Here is a 15,799-nt window from a genome sequence, read left to right on the forward strand (position 1 = left end):
ACCAATGGGCCGGTGTGCCGATGGTTCCGCTAACGCGCCAACAAGTTGCGGGCCTGACTGGCAATCTGGGCCAGGACGGCGGGGCTGACCGGCACGCTGGCCTGCGCACGGCCGACAACAGCACGAAACCGCCTGATCGCAGCTTCATGTGTCGCAGCCCAGTCAGCCATGGCATCGGCCGGGTCTGTGCGCGCGTCACTGTTCTGACACAATGTCTTGAGGAAAATAAGCCGCATCTGCTGAAAATCGCGTGCCAGTCCTGCCACCAGCAGTCGCTCCCAGGGATCGGACGGGCTCATGATCGCGGCCATGCCTTGCGCCCAGTCCAGCCCCAGCCTGGCGCCAAGACCGGTGAAGGCTGCGGTCAGGCGACGCGGCTCCATCCCGGCGCTGGCAGCAAGATCGGCGATTCCCACTGCGCCATCCATTTCGAACACATGGCTGACTGCACCGGCGGCCGCTTCGGGCGCGCCCGCCTTGGCCAGACGCTCGCGCAACCGGCGGGAATGCCTCCGCGCTTCGTCCTCAAGCAGATTTTCCGTTTCGTCGCTGATAACGGAAAAACCGGGGGCCAGCTGTTCGTGCAATCGGGATGGCACCATCCGCCCTGCACCAGCGCGCAGCAGATCGGCCATGTGGCTGCGCACTGCAATCGCAAGCTGGTCGAACAACAACAGGCGCGCAGCCTCCGGCATTTCGGCATGGTCCAGAAGCTGCCAGATCGCGTCCAGCCCCAGCAATTGTTCGGCCACGACAAACGCAGAGGTGACCTGCGCCAGATCCGCGCCTTCCTCTTCGGCGAGCTCAAAGGGAAGCACGATGCCGAGCCGATTGACGATCCGGTTGGCAAGGCTGGTGGCGATGATCTGGCGGCGCAGACGATGGGTAGCAATGAAGCTTGGGTATTGCTCCTGCATCTGCGGCGGGAAAGCCGCCAGCAGCGTGTTCAGCAAGGTCGGATCATCAGGAACGTCGCTTGCCTCGATGGCGGATTGCAGCACCAGCTTGCTGCTTGACAGCAGCACGGCAAGTTCAGGGCGGGTCAAGCCCTTGCCTTCGGTAGCGCGGCGAGCCAGCACGTCGCCATCTGCAAGCCCTTCTGTCCTGCGGTCAAGGCTGCCCATATCCTCGAGCAGTTCCATGACACGGGTGTAGGACGCGGCCGCTGGCGCGCCGCCCAAGGACGCAATCGAAAGCGCCAGAGCCTGCAGCCGGTTGTCGTCAAGGACAAGCGCGGCCACCTTGTCGGTCATCTCCTCCAGCAAAATATTGCGTGCCGGTCGCTCCAGCGCGCCAGCGCGGCAGGCGGCAGCCAGTGCGATCTTAATGTTCACCTCATTGTCGGAACAGTCGACACCGGCCGAATTGTCGATGAAATCGGCGTTGATGCGCCCGCCAGACAAGGCGTATTCGATGCGTCCGGCCTGCGTCACGCCCAGATTGGCGCCTTCACCGACCACGCGGGCGCGTAACTCACCGCCATTGACCCGCAACGCGTCATTGACGGTGTCGCCTACCTGGACATTGTTTTCGACAGTGGCCTTGATGTAGGTGCCGATGCCGCCAAACCACAACAGGTCGACCGGTGCGCGCAAGATTGCGGAAATGAGCGCATCAGGCTCGATCTGCGCGCAATCGATGCCGAGCGCCTCCTGCGCCTGTTTGCTCAGAGTGATGCGCTTGTCCGCACGGGAAAAGACGCCACCTCCGGCCGAGATCAGCCCGGCATCGTAATCGGCCCAACTTGAATGCGGCAAATCGAACAGACGCTTTCGCTCCTGCCACGAAGCCGCAGGGTCAGGCGCCGGATCGATGAAAATGTGGCGATGGTCAAATGCAGCAACCAGCCGGATTGCCTGCGACAGCAGCATGCCATTGCCGAACACGTCGCCCGACATGTCGCCGCAGCCGACAACGTCGATACTGTCGGTCTGGACATCGACGCCCATCTCGCGAAAGTGGCGCTGCACTGACATCCATGCTCCACGCGCGGTGATCCCCATGGCCTTGTGGTCGTAGCCGTTGGAACCGCCGCTGGCGAATGCATCGTCCAGCCAGAAGTCGTGCGCCTCTGCAATGGCGTTGGCGACATCCGAAAAACGGGCCGTGCCCTTGTCCGCGGCGACAACGAAGTAGGGATCGTCGCCATCATGGATGACAACTCCGTCGGGGTGAACAACCGCGTCATCGATGATGTTGTCGGTAACCGCCAGCAAGGTGCGAATGAATATCTCATAGCTTGCCTGCCCTTCGGCCGCCCAAGCCGCGCGGTCGCGAGCAGGATCAGGCAATTGCTTGGGGTAAAAACCGCCCTTGGCGCCCGTCGGCACGATGACGGCATTCTTTACGCGCTGCGCCTTCATCAGACCAAGCACCTCGGTTCTGAAATCGTCCCTGCGATCGGACCAGCGCAAGCCGCCGCGCGCCACCGGTCCTGCCCGCAAGTGAATGCCTTCGACCCGGCGGGAATAGACGAAGATCTCGCGCCAGGGGATAGGCCGGGGCAGGCCTGGGATCTGCGCCGAGTCGATCTTGAACGCCAGCGCTTCTGCGGCGGTGGGCGCAAAGGCGTTGGTCCGCAAAACTGCCTCGATCATCGCCTGGTAAAGCCGCAGGAGACGGTCATCGTTGATGGCGGCAACCTCGACCAGCGCGCTTCTTATGGTTTCGCGCGCCTCGTCAGTCGCCGTGTCCCGGTCGCCTTCGAACATCGGGTCATGGCGGGCGCGGAACAGGTCGATAAGCGCACGCGTGATGGAGGGTGCCCGACCCAACGCATCCACCACAGTGTAGATGGTAAAGCTGATGCCTGCCTGCCGCAGGTAGCGGTATATGGCGCGCAGCCAGTCCGCCTCTGTTGACTGTAGTGAAGCCGAAATGATGAGCCGGTTGAAAACATCGTTCTCAGCCACGTGGTTGAGCACTGCGGCAACCGCTGCTTCCACAATCTGAGCGCGGTCGAGCAATGCAGCGGCATTTTCCCCGGGCGGAAGCGCCAGCGTGAAATCGTGGATCGTGCCCATCGTGCCCTTGTCAAGCAAGGTTGGCATTTCGCTCAGCACGGTGAAGCCGAAGTTTTCCAGGGCCGGCACTGCGTCAGAAAGCGGCAGATTGCCGTCGTGCTGGTAGATCTTCATACGCAGATGATCGACAGGGTCATTTTCCAGTCGGTAGAGGCGGGCATCGCGCGACACCGCCTCGTCCGCTTCGTTCCTGGCCTCGCCCGCGTGCAGGCGCCGGACGCGGCGGATATCCACCGCTGCCTCTGCCGCACCATACGAGGCGCGATAGGGCATCGGAAATGCTTCGGCAAAGCGGGTGGCAAGCGCCGCTGCGCGACCGGCATCTTCGCCCTGCGCGAGTTCGGCCTCCACTGCATCCGACCAGCCGCGCAACATTGCCTGCAAGGCCTGATCGATCGACGCTTCGTCGAAACGCCCGCGGCCTTCGCGAATGTCGAGGACATAGCGGATCATTGCCAGGGCACCGCCCTCCACCTGCAGGCTCCAGTCGAGCACGCTGGCGTCCGCCTCCTCCTCCAGCAGCGCCTGGATACGGGTGCGGGTGCGGGTCGACAGCATGTCGCGCGGCAACCAGACAAAGGCGAACAGATGACGGGCAAGCGGCGCCTCCACCAGTGCAACGCGCGGCCTTGGCCGATCCACCAGGCTGATCATGGTCGTGGCGACCCGTTCAACATCCGCATCGGAAAACCCGATCACCAGATCGTGCGGCAGCGCAGTCAGCGCGTGTTGCAACGATTTGCCGGTATGGCCGCCCGGACGAAAACCCAGCCGGTCCATCAGCCGCGCAAGCTGCTGCCGCATCCGGGGCACCTTGTCAGGCGCGACATTAAGGCCAGTGCTGGTCCAGATGCCGGCATGCACGGACAAGGCAGCAACGGTCCCATCGCGCATCACCGGCACGATGAACAGGTCAATCGGCACACGGCGGTGCACATTGGAGATGAGGTTGGACTTCACGATCAGTGGCGCGCGCGCACCGCCGCCCTGACGCGCATCGTCAAACCACCTGAATGCGCGTTCATAAGACGCGTCGGCAAGCAGGCTGGTCGCGCTCTTGCGGCAGATACCCAGCGCCTCTGCATGACTGCCATCACGATAGCGCGTCACATGACCCAATTGTGTCATCATGTCGTTGCCAAGCCAGCGCAGCAGTTCAGCGCCTTCCTCGTCGTTGATGCGCGTTGCATCATGGGCAAGCGCTGCCCGCATTCTGGGCCAATCCTGCACTGCGGCGCGCACGTCCCTTACTGTGACGGCGATCGCACGTTCCAATTCGCGTCTCTGCCGGGCATCCTGACGCGGCGTCTCGATATAGATCATCGATTCCAGACGTTCAGCATCGACCATTCCGACATCCACCAGCAATCCTGCCCGATCGCGTTCGACGCCAACGACAGGATGCACCAGCCGGTCGATCACCAGCCCTTGCGCGGCGACCGTGGAAGCAAGCGAATCGACCAGAAACGGCATATCGTCATTGATGACGCCGATCCGCATGACGCGCCGTCCGTCGCCGCCTGTGGCAATGGCAATGGCAGGATCACCATCCGGGCGCGATGCGGCGGTGTCGAGCAGGAAGCCGGCGGCTTCCTCAAGGTCTGCAGCATCCATGGGCGGCTCGCCTGCCAGCATGGACCGGGTAATTGCCTGGCCCAGCCGGACGGCCATCGCAGGGTCGCGATCCTGGTCCGCCCCGCCGGCGGCAGCATCGCCCGCAGTGGATCCTGCAGAAGTTTGCCCGGCAGCAGAAGCTTGCGCGCGATCCGTTGCTGCCGGGGAATTGCTGTCCTTGTCCTTGCGCAGGTCCATGTCTCTCTCCGTTAGAGCTGCGGTGCACCAAACGGCTCGCCGCGCTATATTATTAGTGCGTTATGGCGCAATGATCGTTCTTTTCAAGCACTGCCATCAAGAACCGGAACGCCTGTCCTCCTGGGTCGGTCCCACGGTTGCGGCAAGATTGTCGATCAGCCTCGTCCCGCCGATCCGTGCCGCGACAAACAGCCGGGCGTGTTCCTGCAACCGATCAAGCAGCAACAGACTGCGTTCGTCGCGCAATTCGGCATAATCAATGCTGTCGAAGCCTCTCTCGAGCAACCGGCAGCGCAGACGGGCAAGCGCCTCGCTGCACGCGTCGCCTTTGGCCATCGCCCGGACCGCCTCCTGCATGAACTGCGGCAGCGCAGCTGCGGTCACCCGCGCGTCGCCGGAGAGGTAACGGTTGCGCGAACTGAGCGCGAGACCGTCCGGCTCGCGAACGATGGGCACACCGTAAATGGCGTCGACATGCGGCTTGGCAAGATCCAGATCGCGCGCCATGCGGCGAATGACGCCAAGCTGCTGCCAGTCCTTTTCTCCGAAGAACGCAAGGTCAGGTGCGACCTGATTGAACAGCTTGAGCACCACGGTCGCCACTCCGTCGAAATGACCTGGACGATCCGCACCGCAAAGACCCTGGCTTACCCCTCCTACAGATATGTTGGTGGCGTAGTCATGGGGATACATCATGCTGACAGCAGGTGCCCAGAGCACGTCCACGCCCTGCGCCTCCAGCAAGGCGGCATCGGCGGCGAGCGTGCGCGGATAGGCATCCAGATCCTCGTTGGCGCCGAACTGCCGAGGGTTGACGAAGATCGATACCGCGACGATCTGCGCCTGTTGCCGGGCTGCGCGCACCAGCGCCAGATGTCCATCGTGAAGAGCACCCATCGTCGGCACGAGCGCCAGCCGCGCATCCGGTCCGGCCGCCTTGCGCAAATCCGCGATCGTCTGTCGCAGCGGTATGATTGCGTGGAGTGTTTGCACGCGCCAGATCCTCCCTTATGGCTGTTGCTGCATGTTCCTGATGCGTCTAGCGGCACGCGCGTTCTCGACAAGCGCGTTGTTGCGTGACAGGCGCTGCATGGGACGAATGGCGAAAGAGAAACGACTTGAACGATTTTTCAGCGATCGAGCAATCAGGACCCGGCTCCCGCGCTCCGCAAAGCCGGCCGTTCTCGGGGCCGCACCGGCTGGTCTTCGCCAACGAAAAGGGCGGTACGGGCAAATCCACCACCGCGGTTCACACAGCGGTGGCGCTTGCCTATCAAGGGGCTCGCGTGGCAGCGATCGACCTCGATTTCAGGCAGGCGACCTTCTACCGCTACTTTGAAAACCGCGTCGAAACAGAGCGGCGCCGCAGCATCGCACTTCCCGGCGCGTCGGTCGCCGTGTTTTCTGGACCCACCACCGAAGATCTCGATGCGCTGGCGGAGGAGATCGGCGCCGGCTGCGATTTCCTCATCTTCGACACCCCGGGCCGTGACGACAAATATGCTCGCCATGTCGCCGTTCAGGCTGACACGCTCGTAACCCCGCTCAACGACAGTTTCGTCGATTTCGATCTTATCGGACAGGTCGATGCCGAAACCTTCAAGGTGCGGCGCCTGTCTTTCTACGCCGAGATGATCTGGGAAGCGCGCAAGAAGCGCGGCTTGAGCACGATCAATGGCGAACGTCGGGAAATGGACTGGGTGGTCGTGCGCAATCGGACACAGCACATCGAAGCCCGCAATATGCGGCGCATCAACGAAGCGCTGGCCGAGCTTGCAAAGCGGGTAGGCTTTCGCGCAATCCAGGGATTGTCAGAGCGCGTCATCTATCGTGAGTTGTTCCCGTCCGGCCTCACCCTGCTGGACAAGGGGCATCTGGGCGAACTCGCTACCAGCCATCTGGTCGCGCGGCAGGAACTGCGAAGCTTGTTGAAGGGGCTTAACCTGCCCATGCCGGCGCGGCAGCAGGCCGATGCGCCTGCCACATTCTCCCTCTAGGCTCCGGCGTTGGCAAAGCTCCTCATTCTTGTCTTCCTGGCGATCATCATGTGCCGCATGGTGTTCAACGCCTGGCCCTGGCAATTGTGGCAAACCAGCACGACCGCTGCCCGGCAGCGGCAGGACCAGCTTGTCAATGCTCGCGAAGTTCTGCAGCTACCAGCGGGAGCAGGGCGTCAGGACATCGTCGCTGCACATCGGCGGGCTGTCCTTGATGCGCATCCCGATCATGGCGGAAGCGCAGAGGCGATGTACCGGATCGATGCAGCGCGTGACCTGCTGCTGGAACAATTGCCGTCCAAGACGCATCAGTAAAGACAGGCTGTGCACGCCGGGTGCGCTTACAACAAACTTCTGCAGGTTCGAACAGTTTAGCGACGGACCATGCCATCAAGTCGAAAGGTCATCATGTCCCATCAGTTCAATTCCACAGTCCTGCGCGAATACGACATCAGAGGCATCATCGGCGAAACGCTGGGGCCAGACGACGCGCGCGCGATCGGTCGCGGTTTTGCAACGTTGCTGAAACGTGCCGGCGGCAGCAAGGTCGTGGTGGGGTATGACGGGCGCGTCAGCTCACCAGTCCTTGAACATGCGCTTTGCGAAGGGCTCAATGCCAGCGGCTGCGACGTGGTGCAGGTCGGGATGGGGCCAACCCCGATGCTGTATTACGCAGAAGCGTCATCCGAACAGGTAGATGGCGGCATTCAGATAACAGGCAGCCACAATCCCGCCAATTATAATGGCTTCAAGATGGTATTTCTTGGACGGCCGTTCTTCGGGGCCGACATCCTCGAACTCGGCAGGATGGCCGCTGCCGGAGACTGGATCGACGGGACCGGCACTGTCGAGCGGCGCGATGTGATGGACGAATACATCACCCGCCTCCTCGCCCCCATCGCTGCGCTTTCCCCGGTCGAGCGGGAGCGGCTCTCCTCCCTGCGCATGGCCTGGGACACCGGCAACGGTGCTGCGGGCCCCGCTGTCGAGTTGCTCACTGCCAGACTGCCCGGGGAGCACTTCCTTCTTTTCACCGACGTTGATGGTCATTTTCCCAATCATCACCCTGATCCAACTGATGAGAAGAATCTGGCGGACCTTAAGAAAATTGTCGCTGGCAAGAAGCTCGATTTTGGAGTTGCTCTAGATGGGGACGGCGACAGAATAGGTGCGATCGACGGTGACGGGCGCGTGATCTGGGGCGATCAGCTGCTGATGATCTTTGCCGAGGATCTGCTCAAGATCCTGCCGGGATCGACGGTTATCGCCGATGTGAAGGCGAGCCGGGCGCTGTTCGACATGGTGGCAGAGCATGGCGGCAAGCCGCTGATGTGGAAAACAGGCCACTCCCTGATTAAGTCCAAAATGAAGGAAACTGATGCGCCGCTGGCTGGGGAAATGAGCGGACATGTGTTTTTCCGTGATGATTATTACGGATATGACGATGCGCTTTACGCCGGCGTGCGCCTGCTCGTCGCGTCGGCGCGACTCGGCCGCAGCGTAACGCAGATGCGCGGCGACATGCCCGGCATGATCAACACGCCCGAACTGCGCTTCCAGGTGGATGAAAGCCGCAAGTTTGCGGTCGTGGACGAGGTTAAGGAGCGGCTGACCGGCAGCGCCGACGATGTCGATGATACAGATGGCGTGCGCGTCACCAATGCCGATGGCTGGTGGCTGTTGCGCGCATCAAACACGCAGGACGTGCTGGTCGCGCGCGCCGAAAGCGACAGTGATGCAGGGCTGGAGCGCTTGATGGCGCAGGTCGATGCGCAGCTTGCCGCCAGCGGTGTGGAACGTGGAGAACAGGCGGCACATTGAGACTGGCTTTGCAAAGCGGGAACAGGCGCGTTGCAAAAAAGCCGTTTCATCTGTAATCATGTCCGGGAGGATCGGCGACGTCCCTCCTGCCGGACATGCACCGCCATCGTTCGGCCGGAATGAACCGCGACGCTGGATGGTAACAGGTGCGACAATATTATGGAAACACCAGCCACTGCCAAAAGCACGAGCGGCCTGCGTGGTGATTACAGCCGGGCCGCGGACGATTGGACCGTCACGCAGGATTGGGACAGCTACAGCGAACAGGAGCATGACCGCTGGCGGCGGCTCTATGCCCGTCAAGGCGCGCTGGTGCAGCACCATGCAGCGCCCGGCTTTCTCATGGGGCTCAACCGGCTCGATTGCGCAGCCGGGATTCCGCGTTTCAACGATGCCAACCGGCTGATCGGAGAGGCAACGGGCTGGCAGCTGGTGGCGGTGCCGGGATTCATTCCCGACGAGACGTTCTTCGACCATCTTGCCAACCGGCGCTTTCCCGTGACCCGCTGGATCAGGGAGGAGCACGAGCTTGATTATCTGGTCGAGCCCGATCTGTTCCACGATTTCTTTGGCCATGTGCCCATGCTGCTCGACCCGGCGTTTGCCGATTTCCTTGCCGCTTATGGACAGGCGGGGGAACGCGCGATGGCGATGGATGCGCTCGATATGCTGGCGCGCATCTACTGGTACACGGTCGAATTCGGACTGCTCGATACGCCCAAGGGGCTGAAGGCATTCGGTGCAGGCATTGTGTCATCGGCGGGCGAGACGGTGTTTTCCGTCACTGATCCCGATGTCCTGCGCCTGCGGTTCGATCCGGAGCGGGTGATGCGCACAGCCTATGCCATCGACGATTTCCAGAAAGTCTATTTCGTCCTCGACAGCACGCAGCAGCTGATCGACGGGCTGGTCGATCTGGATTTCGGGCCGATCTACACCGCCTATCGCGACAAGGAAGCCTTTGTGCCCGGCGAAGCGCGCGACACCGATGCCATCTACCCGATGCACAGAAACGCAAAGGATCAGACATGACCGACCTGTTCGAAAATCCGATCGGCCTAGACGGCTTCGAATTCATCGAGTTTTCCGCGCCTGACAAGGGTGTGCTGGAACCTGTGTTCGAGGCGATGGGCTTCACGAAGGTCGCGCGTCACCGGTCCAAGGATGTGGAGCTGTGGCGACAGGGCGAGATCAACCTTGTCACCAATTACGAACCGAAAAGCCCCGCCTGGTTCTTCAGTCGGGAGCATGGCCCAAGCGCATGCGGCATGGCGTTCCGCGTCAGGGACGCGCGCCACGCTTATGATGAATTGCTGAAGCGCGGGGCTGAACCGGTCGAGGTGGAAACCGGCCCCATGGAATTGCGGCTGCCTGCCATTCGTGGCATCGGCAACGCCATCATCTACCTCGTTGACCGCTATGACAATGGCGAGCCGGACCGCCTGTCGATCTATGACATTGATTTTGAATATCTGCCCGGTGTCGACCGCCATCCAGTCGGAGCGAACCTCGACCGGATCGATCATCTGACGCACAATGTCTATGGCGGGCGCATGGCCTACTGGGCCGATTATTACGAAAAGCTGTTCAATTTTCGCGAGATTCGCTTTTTCGACATCAAGGGCGAATACACCGGGCTGACGTCGAAGGCGCTGACCGCGCCCGATGGCAAGATCCGTATCCCGCTGAACGAGGAAAGCGACGGCGGCAAGGGCCAGATCGACGAGTTCCTGCGCGCCTTCAACGGCGAGGGCATTCAGCACATCGCGTTCATCTCCGACGATCTGTTCAGGACCTGGGACAGCCTGAAACAGAGCGGCGTGCCGTTCATGACCGCGCCGCCCGAAACCTATTACGAGATGCTGGAAGAGCGGCTGCCCGGCCATGGCGTTGCGGTGGATGAACTGCGCCGGCGCGGCATCCTGCTCGATGGCACCACGCTTGGCCCGGATGGCAAGCCGGGCGAGCCACGCCTGCTGCTCCAGATTTTTGCCGAGGCCAATGTGGGACCGGTGTTCTTCGAATTCATCCAGCGCCGGGGCGACGAAGGCTTTGGCGAGGGTAATTTCAAGGCGCTGTTCGAAAGCATGGAACGCGACCAGCTGCGCCGCGGCACGTTGAAAGTGGACGAGCCGGCCTGAACACTACCAGGTGATCCGGCCGCGCCCGTTCGCCTCCAGAAAGGCGTTGGCACGGCTGAACGGGCGTGAGCCGAAGAACCCACGATGCGCGGATAGTGGGCTTGGATGCGGCGAACGGATGATGCAATGGATGCTATCGGCGCCCAGTGCCGGGATCCGTTCAGCCTTGGCCTGTGCGTGACTGCCCCACAGGATAAAGACGCTGGGTGACTGCGTTGTAGCGACCGCTGAGACAATGGCATCTGTCACCGCTTCCCACCCTTCTTTGCGGTGAGAGGCCGCCCTGCCTGCCTCGACCGTCAGCACATCATTCAGCAGCAGCACGCCTTGTTCGGCCCAACGGGTCAGATCGCCGCTCGCCGGGGGGATGATGCCGCAATCTGCAGCAAGTTCCTTGTAGATGTTGCGCAGGGATGGCGGCAAACGCTGGCCATGGGGAACGGAAAAGGACAGTCCGTGCGCCTGCCCGGCGCTGCCCTGATCGGGCTTGCCCACATCGGCGTTGTTCTGTCCGGCAACGCGCTTACCGGGCCCATGGTATGGATCCTGTCCCAGGATCACAACCCGCACCATGTCAGGTGCGGTAAGCTCCAGCGCCCGCAGCCGGTCGCCTGCCGCGGGATAGATGATGGCTCCGCTGTCCGCCTGCAATCTTAGCCATTCTGCGATTGCGCGCATCTCCTGCTGCACCGGTTGCAAGATTCCGGCCCAGCTACCGGGCACCGCATCTGGAAACTGCGAAGCTGTACACTGCGGGCCTGCAAACTCCGGGTCTGTTGCCTGATGGCCTATAACCTCATGGCCGGTAACCTGATGGCCGGTAACCTGATGGCCTGTAACCTGATGACTGGCCGCCACCTGGCTGTTGCAAATGCGATTGTTCGGGCGTTCAATGGGCAGCGACATGGGTTCTTTCCTGGCGGCAGGCGCTGGCAAACCGCGCATCTGCCTGCCGGTTGTCACAGGACACCGGTAGCAGGCACCCTTTTCCTTTGTGCAGTTTACCCCTAAAGGCGTGGCCATGACAGTGTATTTTCATGAAGAAGACCTGCCCCCCGATGTGCTTGCACCCGGCGCCGTGGCGGTGGACACCGAAACGATGGGGCTCGTCACCCGGCGCGACCGGCTCTGCGTCGTGCAGATTTCGGATGGCCAAGGGGACGAGCATCTGGTCCGCTTTTCGCCGGCAAGCAGCTTCGATGCGCCCAATCTGAAGGCGGTTCTGGCGGATCGATCGCGGGAAAAGTTCTATCATTTCGGCCGCTTCGATCTTGCCGCCATCCAGTATTATCTGGGCGTCATGGCAGCGCCTGTGTTCTGCACCAAGATCGCCAGCAAGCTGACCCGCACCTACACCGATCGGCACGGGCTGAAAAACCTCGTCAGCGAATTGCTGGGCAAGGATATTTCCAAACAGCAGCAGTCAAGCGACTGGGGCGCGCCTGTCCTCAACGACGCGCAGAAGGATTACGCCGCCTCGGACGTGCGTTACCTGCACCAGCTGGTCGCCGTTTTTCGCGAGCGTCTGGAGCGGGAAAACCGCGTGGCAGTGGCGCAAGCCTGTTTCGATTTCCTGCCCGCGCGCGCGATGCTTGATATCGCAGGTTGGGAAGACCGGGATATATTCAGCCACGAGGCATGACGGCATATCGCTTCCTTTCGGCGCCCGTCGCTCTAGATAACAGGGCATGACCGCCCAGGCCGAAATCATGCGCGACAAGCGCCGGCACCTCGCGGAGCCGGGCGGCGGGCATGACCGGCTGATCCGGATCCTGTCGATTGTGCTGCCGGTGGCGATCCTTGCGCTGGCAGCCGCGATGGTGCTTGCGCCGCTGACGCCGCGCAGCGAAATAAGCTTCCTTCTTGACCGCAACAAGGTTGCGCTGACGCAGAACCGCATGACAGTCAAGAAAGCGATGTATCGCGGATTGGACAAGGATGCGCGTCCGTTCTCCCTCATGGCGGGAAGTGCAGTGCAACGCTCGCGTGAAACCGCGCGTGTGGGTATTGACGACGTGACCGCGCGCCTGCTTCTGTCGGAAGGTCCGGCGCAGCTTACCGCCCGGCGAGGCGTTTACGACATGGACCGGCAATCTGTGATGATCCCGGGTACCGTCCATTTCGAAGCAGCGGACGGTTACCGCATGATGGCGCGCAATGTCGCCATCGACCTTCGCGACAAGGCGCTGGTCGGCGACGGACGGGTTGAAGGCACCGTTCCTGCCGGTTCCTTCAGCGCGGATCGGATCGAGGCGGATTTGCAGCAGCGGACGGTTTCGCTTATCGGCAATGCCCGGCTGCGGATGACGCCAGGAAAACTGAAGGTGCCATGATGACCCGATTGCTGCCGCCACTCAGGACCATGCCCGTTGTTGCTGCAAGGCTGTCGCGCTGGCGTGCCGGTGTGCTGATCGTGTCATTGGCGTCCACCGGCGTCTTACTGGCGGGCGTCGATCAGCTTCTTGCTCAGACCATCGCGGGCTTCAATTCCAATCAGCCTGTCGATTACGCGGCTGACCGGATCGAGCTGCAGGACAGGGACAATCGCGTCGTCTTGTCAGGCGATGTGGTCGTTTCACAAGGCGATCTGCGACTGACGGCAGCGCGCACGATCGTGAACTACACCGATGCGGGAACGCTCCGCATCCAGCGGATCACCGCAACAGGCGGAGTAGAAGTGTCACGCGGCAGTGAAACCGCGCGTGGAGCAGTCGGCGTGTACGATTTTGATCGCCGTATCATCACGCTGGTCGGCGATGTGGCCTTGCGACGCGGCTCCGATACACTGAACGGCGGCAGGCTGGTAATCGATCTCGCCAGCGGGGTATCAAGCGTGGATGGCAGCAGCGCAGCCACGTCCGCCGTGACGCCAGGCGCAAGCTCGACATCGGGCCGCGTCACGGGCAGCTTCGCCGTTCCGCAGCGCTGACCATCCGCGCCTTTGTCGGGAGAGTAATGTGAAGGATGCACGCAAGGTTGCGCTGATCACCGGCGTGACGGGGCAGGACGGAGCGTATCTGTCGCGGCTGCTTCTCGACAAGGGATATGAAGTTCACGGGGTCAAACGGCGTTCATCGTCTTTCAACACCGGCAGGATCGAGGAGATTTACGAAGATCCGCATACCAAGGATCAGCAATTCTACCTTCATCATGGCGACCTTACCGATGCGACCAATCTCATCCGCATTGTCCAGGAGACCCAGCCCACCGAAATCTACAATCTGGCCGCGCAAAGCCATGTCGCGGTCAGCTTCGAGACGCCGGAATACACCGCGAATGCAGATGGCATCGGAACTTTGCGCCTGCTGGAAGCGATCCGCATTCTGGGGCGGGAGAAAAAGACCCGCTTTTATCAGGCATCGACATCGGAACTGTACGGGCTGGTGCAGGAAGTACCGCAGCGCGAGACGACGCCGTTCTATCCCCGCTCGCCCTATGGCGCAGCCAAGCTTTACGCCTATTGGATCACCGTCAACTATCGCGAAGCCTATGGCATGCATGCGTCGAACGGCATCCTGTTCAACCATGAAAGCCCGTTGCGCGGCGAAACCTTTGTCACGCGCAAGGTAACGCGGGCGGCCGCCGCAATCAGCCTCGGCCGCCAGGAGCGGCTCTACCTCGGCAATCTGGACGCCCGGCGCGACTGGGGTCATGCCCGCGAATATGTCCGCGGCATGTGGCTGATGATGCAGCAGGACGAGCCCGACGATTACGTGCTTGCCACAGGCGAGACAACGCAGGTGCGCGAATTTGTCCGCTGGGCATTCGAGGATGCAGGCATTCCCATCGTCTTTCGCGGCTCTGGCGTGGATGAGAAGGGCTATTGTACAAAGACTGGCCGCTGCCTTGTGGAGGTCGACCCTCGCTACTTCCGGCCGACCGAAGTCGAACTGTTGATTGGCGATCCGGCCAAGGCGCATCAAAGGCTTGGCTGGCGGCATGAAACACAGGTGCGGGAGCTTGCAAGCGAAATGGTCGCGGCTGACCTTGCGCTGATGCGGTCTGCCTCCGATGACGCCGGCTCCCCAGTGGCTGCCGATATTCGCGCAGCCGGCTGATGGCGTATGAACTTGCCGCAAAGCGGGTCTATGTCGCCGGACATCGCGGGATGGTCGGCTCTGCGATCGTGCGGCGGCTTCAACGCGAGAATTGCACGATCCTGACTGCCCCGCGCGACATCGATCTGCGCGAACAGCAACAGGTGCGCGGTTGGTTTTCCCACAACACGCCCGATATCGTCGTGATTGCGGCGGCAAAGGTCGGCGGCATCCTTGCCAATGACAGCTTTCCTGCGCAATTCCTGTATGACAATCTGATGATCGTGGCAAATGTGATCGAGGCTGCGCACTGTCACGGCGCTAGTAAGCTGCTGTTCCTCGGCTCGTCCTGCATCTACCCGCGACTGGCGCCGCAGCCGATTGCAGAAAATGCGTTGCTTACCGGCCCGCTTGAGCCGACCAATGAAGCGTACGCCATTGCCAAGATCGCGGGCATCAAGCTGTGCCAGGCTTACCGGCGGCAATATGGCTTTGACTGCATCAGTGCCATGCCGACCAATCTTTACGGGCCGGGCGACAATTACGATCCTGCATCAAGCCATGTCCTGCCTGCCCTTGTCCGCAAGGCGCATGAGGCCAAGCGCGGTCATGCGCCTGCCATGGAAGTATGGGGCAGCGGCACTCCCACGCGAGAGTTCCTGCATGTCGACGATCTGGCCGATGCCTGTATATTCCTGCTGCGCAATTACACGTCGGCGCAGCCTGTGAATGTAGGTTTCGGAGAAGAGATCAGCATTGCCAATCTTGCCCGGCTGGTCTGCGACATTGTGGGCTATACCGGCAGGCTGGTGTTCGACACACGGAAGCCCGACGGCACGCCGCGCAAATTGATGAGCAGCGCCAGATTGCGCGCACTTGGCTGGAAGCCGTCGATCGGCCTGCGCGACGGGATCGCGGACAGCTACGCGCAGTTCCTCGACGCCGGCGCGCTGCAGTGATGGCAGAGC

The 15,799-nt window shown here is 61.8% G+C and carries 13 protein-coding genes; 10 read left to right on the plus strand and 3 right to left on the minus strand.

Going from position 1 to position 15,799, the window contains the following annotated elements; translation table 11 throughout:
* Nucleotides 1–29: 29 nt before the first annotated feature.
* Both RM533_RS05870 and panC read right to left on the minus strand, forming a co-directional pair.
* Nucleotides 30–4,694 (minus strand): NAD-glutamate dehydrogenase domain-containing protein, encoded by a 4,665-nt coding sequence (locus RM533_RS05870; protein ID WP_311340418.1) that lies wholly within the window; start codon nucleotides 4,692–4,694, stop codon nucleotides 30–32.
* A 237-nt stretch (nucleotides 4,695–4,931) separates the two neighbouring features.
* Nucleotides 4,932–5,828 (minus strand): pantoate--beta-alanine ligase, encoded by an 897-nt coding sequence (gene panC, locus RM533_RS05875; RefSeq protein ID WP_311340279.1) that lies wholly within the window; start codon nucleotides 5,826–5,828, stop codon nucleotides 4,932–4,934.
* Between the two features lie 143 nt (nucleotides 5,829–5,971).
* Between panC and RM533_RS05880 the strand changes: the two genes are divergently transcribed.
* The 5 genes from RM533_RS05880 (at nucleotide 5,972) to hppD (ending at nucleotide 10,794) form a co-directional block, all read left to right on the plus strand.
* A complete protein-coding gene (locus RM533_RS05880; RefSeq protein WP_311340419.1) occupies nucleotides 5,972–6,832 on the plus strand; it encodes a division plane positioning ATPase MipZ in 861 nt (286 codons plus the stop codon).
* A 9-nt stretch (nucleotides 6,833–6,841) separates the two neighbouring features.
* A complete protein-coding gene (locus tag RM533_RS05885) occupies nucleotides 6,842–7,147 on the plus strand; it encodes a molecular chaperone DnaJ (RefSeq protein ID WP_311340280.1) in 306 nt (101 codons plus the stop codon).
* Between the two features lie 93 nt (nucleotides 7,148–7,240).
* Nucleotides 7,241–8,653 (plus strand): phosphoglucomutase/phosphomannomutase PgmG, encoded by a 1,413-nt coding sequence (gene pgmG, locus RM533_RS05890; protein ID WP_311340281.1) that lies wholly within the window; start codon nucleotides 7,241–7,243, stop codon nucleotides 8,651–8,653.
* A gap of 159 nt (nucleotides 8,654–8,812) precedes the next feature.
* The gene (gene phhA / locus RM533_RS05895; RefSeq protein WP_311340282.1) at nucleotides 8,813–9,685 is read left to right on the plus strand and encodes a phenylalanine 4-monooxygenase; all 873 of its coding nucleotides are present in this window, start codon (nucleotides 8,813–8,815) and stop codon (nucleotides 9,683–9,685) included.
* Nucleotides 9,682–10,794 carry a 4-hydroxyphenylpyruvate dioxygenase gene (gene hppD / locus RM533_RS05900; RefSeq protein WP_311340283.1) on the plus strand — a complete coding sequence of 371 codons (1,113 nt, stop codon included), beginning with the start codon at nucleotides 9,682–9,684 and terminating at the stop codon, nucleotides 10,792–10,794. The genes phhA and hppD overlap by 4 nt, the downstream gene beginning before the upstream one ends.
* Before the next feature lie 3 nt (nucleotides 10,795–10,797).
* On the opposite strand, the gene RM533_RS05905 is transcribed toward hppD, so the two are convergent.
* Nucleotides 10,798–11,700 (minus strand): uracil-DNA glycosylase, encoded by a 903-nt coding sequence (locus RM533_RS05905; RefSeq protein WP_311340284.1) that lies wholly within the window; start codon nucleotides 11,698–11,700, stop codon nucleotides 10,798–10,800.
* Nucleotides 11,701–11,815: 115 nt separating this feature from the next.
* Between RM533_RS05905 and RM533_RS05910 the strand changes: the two genes are divergently transcribed.
* From RM533_RS05910 to fcl, 5 genes are read left to right on the plus strand one after another with little or no spacing between them, the layout of a single operon-like run.
* A complete protein-coding gene (locus RM533_RS05910; protein ID WP_311340285.1) occupies nucleotides 11,816–12,436 on the plus strand; it encodes a ribonuclease D in 621 nt (206 codons plus the stop codon).
* Nucleotides 12,437–12,482: 46 nt separating this feature from the next.
* Nucleotides 12,483–13,127 (plus strand): LPS export ABC transporter periplasmic protein LptC, encoded by a 645-nt coding sequence (gene lptC / locus RM533_RS05915; RefSeq protein ID WP_311340286.1) that lies wholly within the window; start codon nucleotides 12,483–12,485, stop codon nucleotides 13,125–13,127.
* Nucleotides 13,127–13,723, plus strand: a complete 597-nt coding sequence (locus RM533_RS05920) for an LptA/OstA family protein (protein ID WP_311340287.1) — start codon at nucleotides 13,127–13,129, stop codon at nucleotides 13,721–13,723. The genes lptC and RM533_RS05920 overlap by 1 nt, the downstream gene beginning before the upstream one ends.
* A gap of 28 nt (nucleotides 13,724–13,751) precedes the next feature.
* Nucleotides 13,752–14,852 (plus strand): GDP-mannose 4,6-dehydratase, encoded by a 1,101-nt coding sequence (gene gmd / locus RM533_RS05925; protein WP_311340288.1) that lies wholly within the window; start codon nucleotides 13,752–13,754, stop codon nucleotides 14,850–14,852.
* Nucleotides 14,852–15,790 (plus strand): GDP-L-fucose synthase, encoded by a 939-nt coding sequence (fcl, locus tag RM533_RS05930; RefSeq protein ID WP_311340289.1) that lies wholly within the window; start codon nucleotides 14,852–14,854, stop codon nucleotides 15,788–15,790. Before gmd ends, fcl begins: the two co-directional genes overlap by 1 nt.
* Nucleotides 15,791–15,799 lie beyond the last annotated feature (9 nt).

The sequence above is a fragment of the Croceicoccus esteveae genome, from assembly GCF_031846435.1.
In the GTDB taxonomy this organism is placed as follows: domain Bacteria; phylum Pseudomonadota; class Alphaproteobacteria; order Sphingomonadales; family Sphingomonadaceae; genus Croceicoccus; species Croceicoccus esteveae.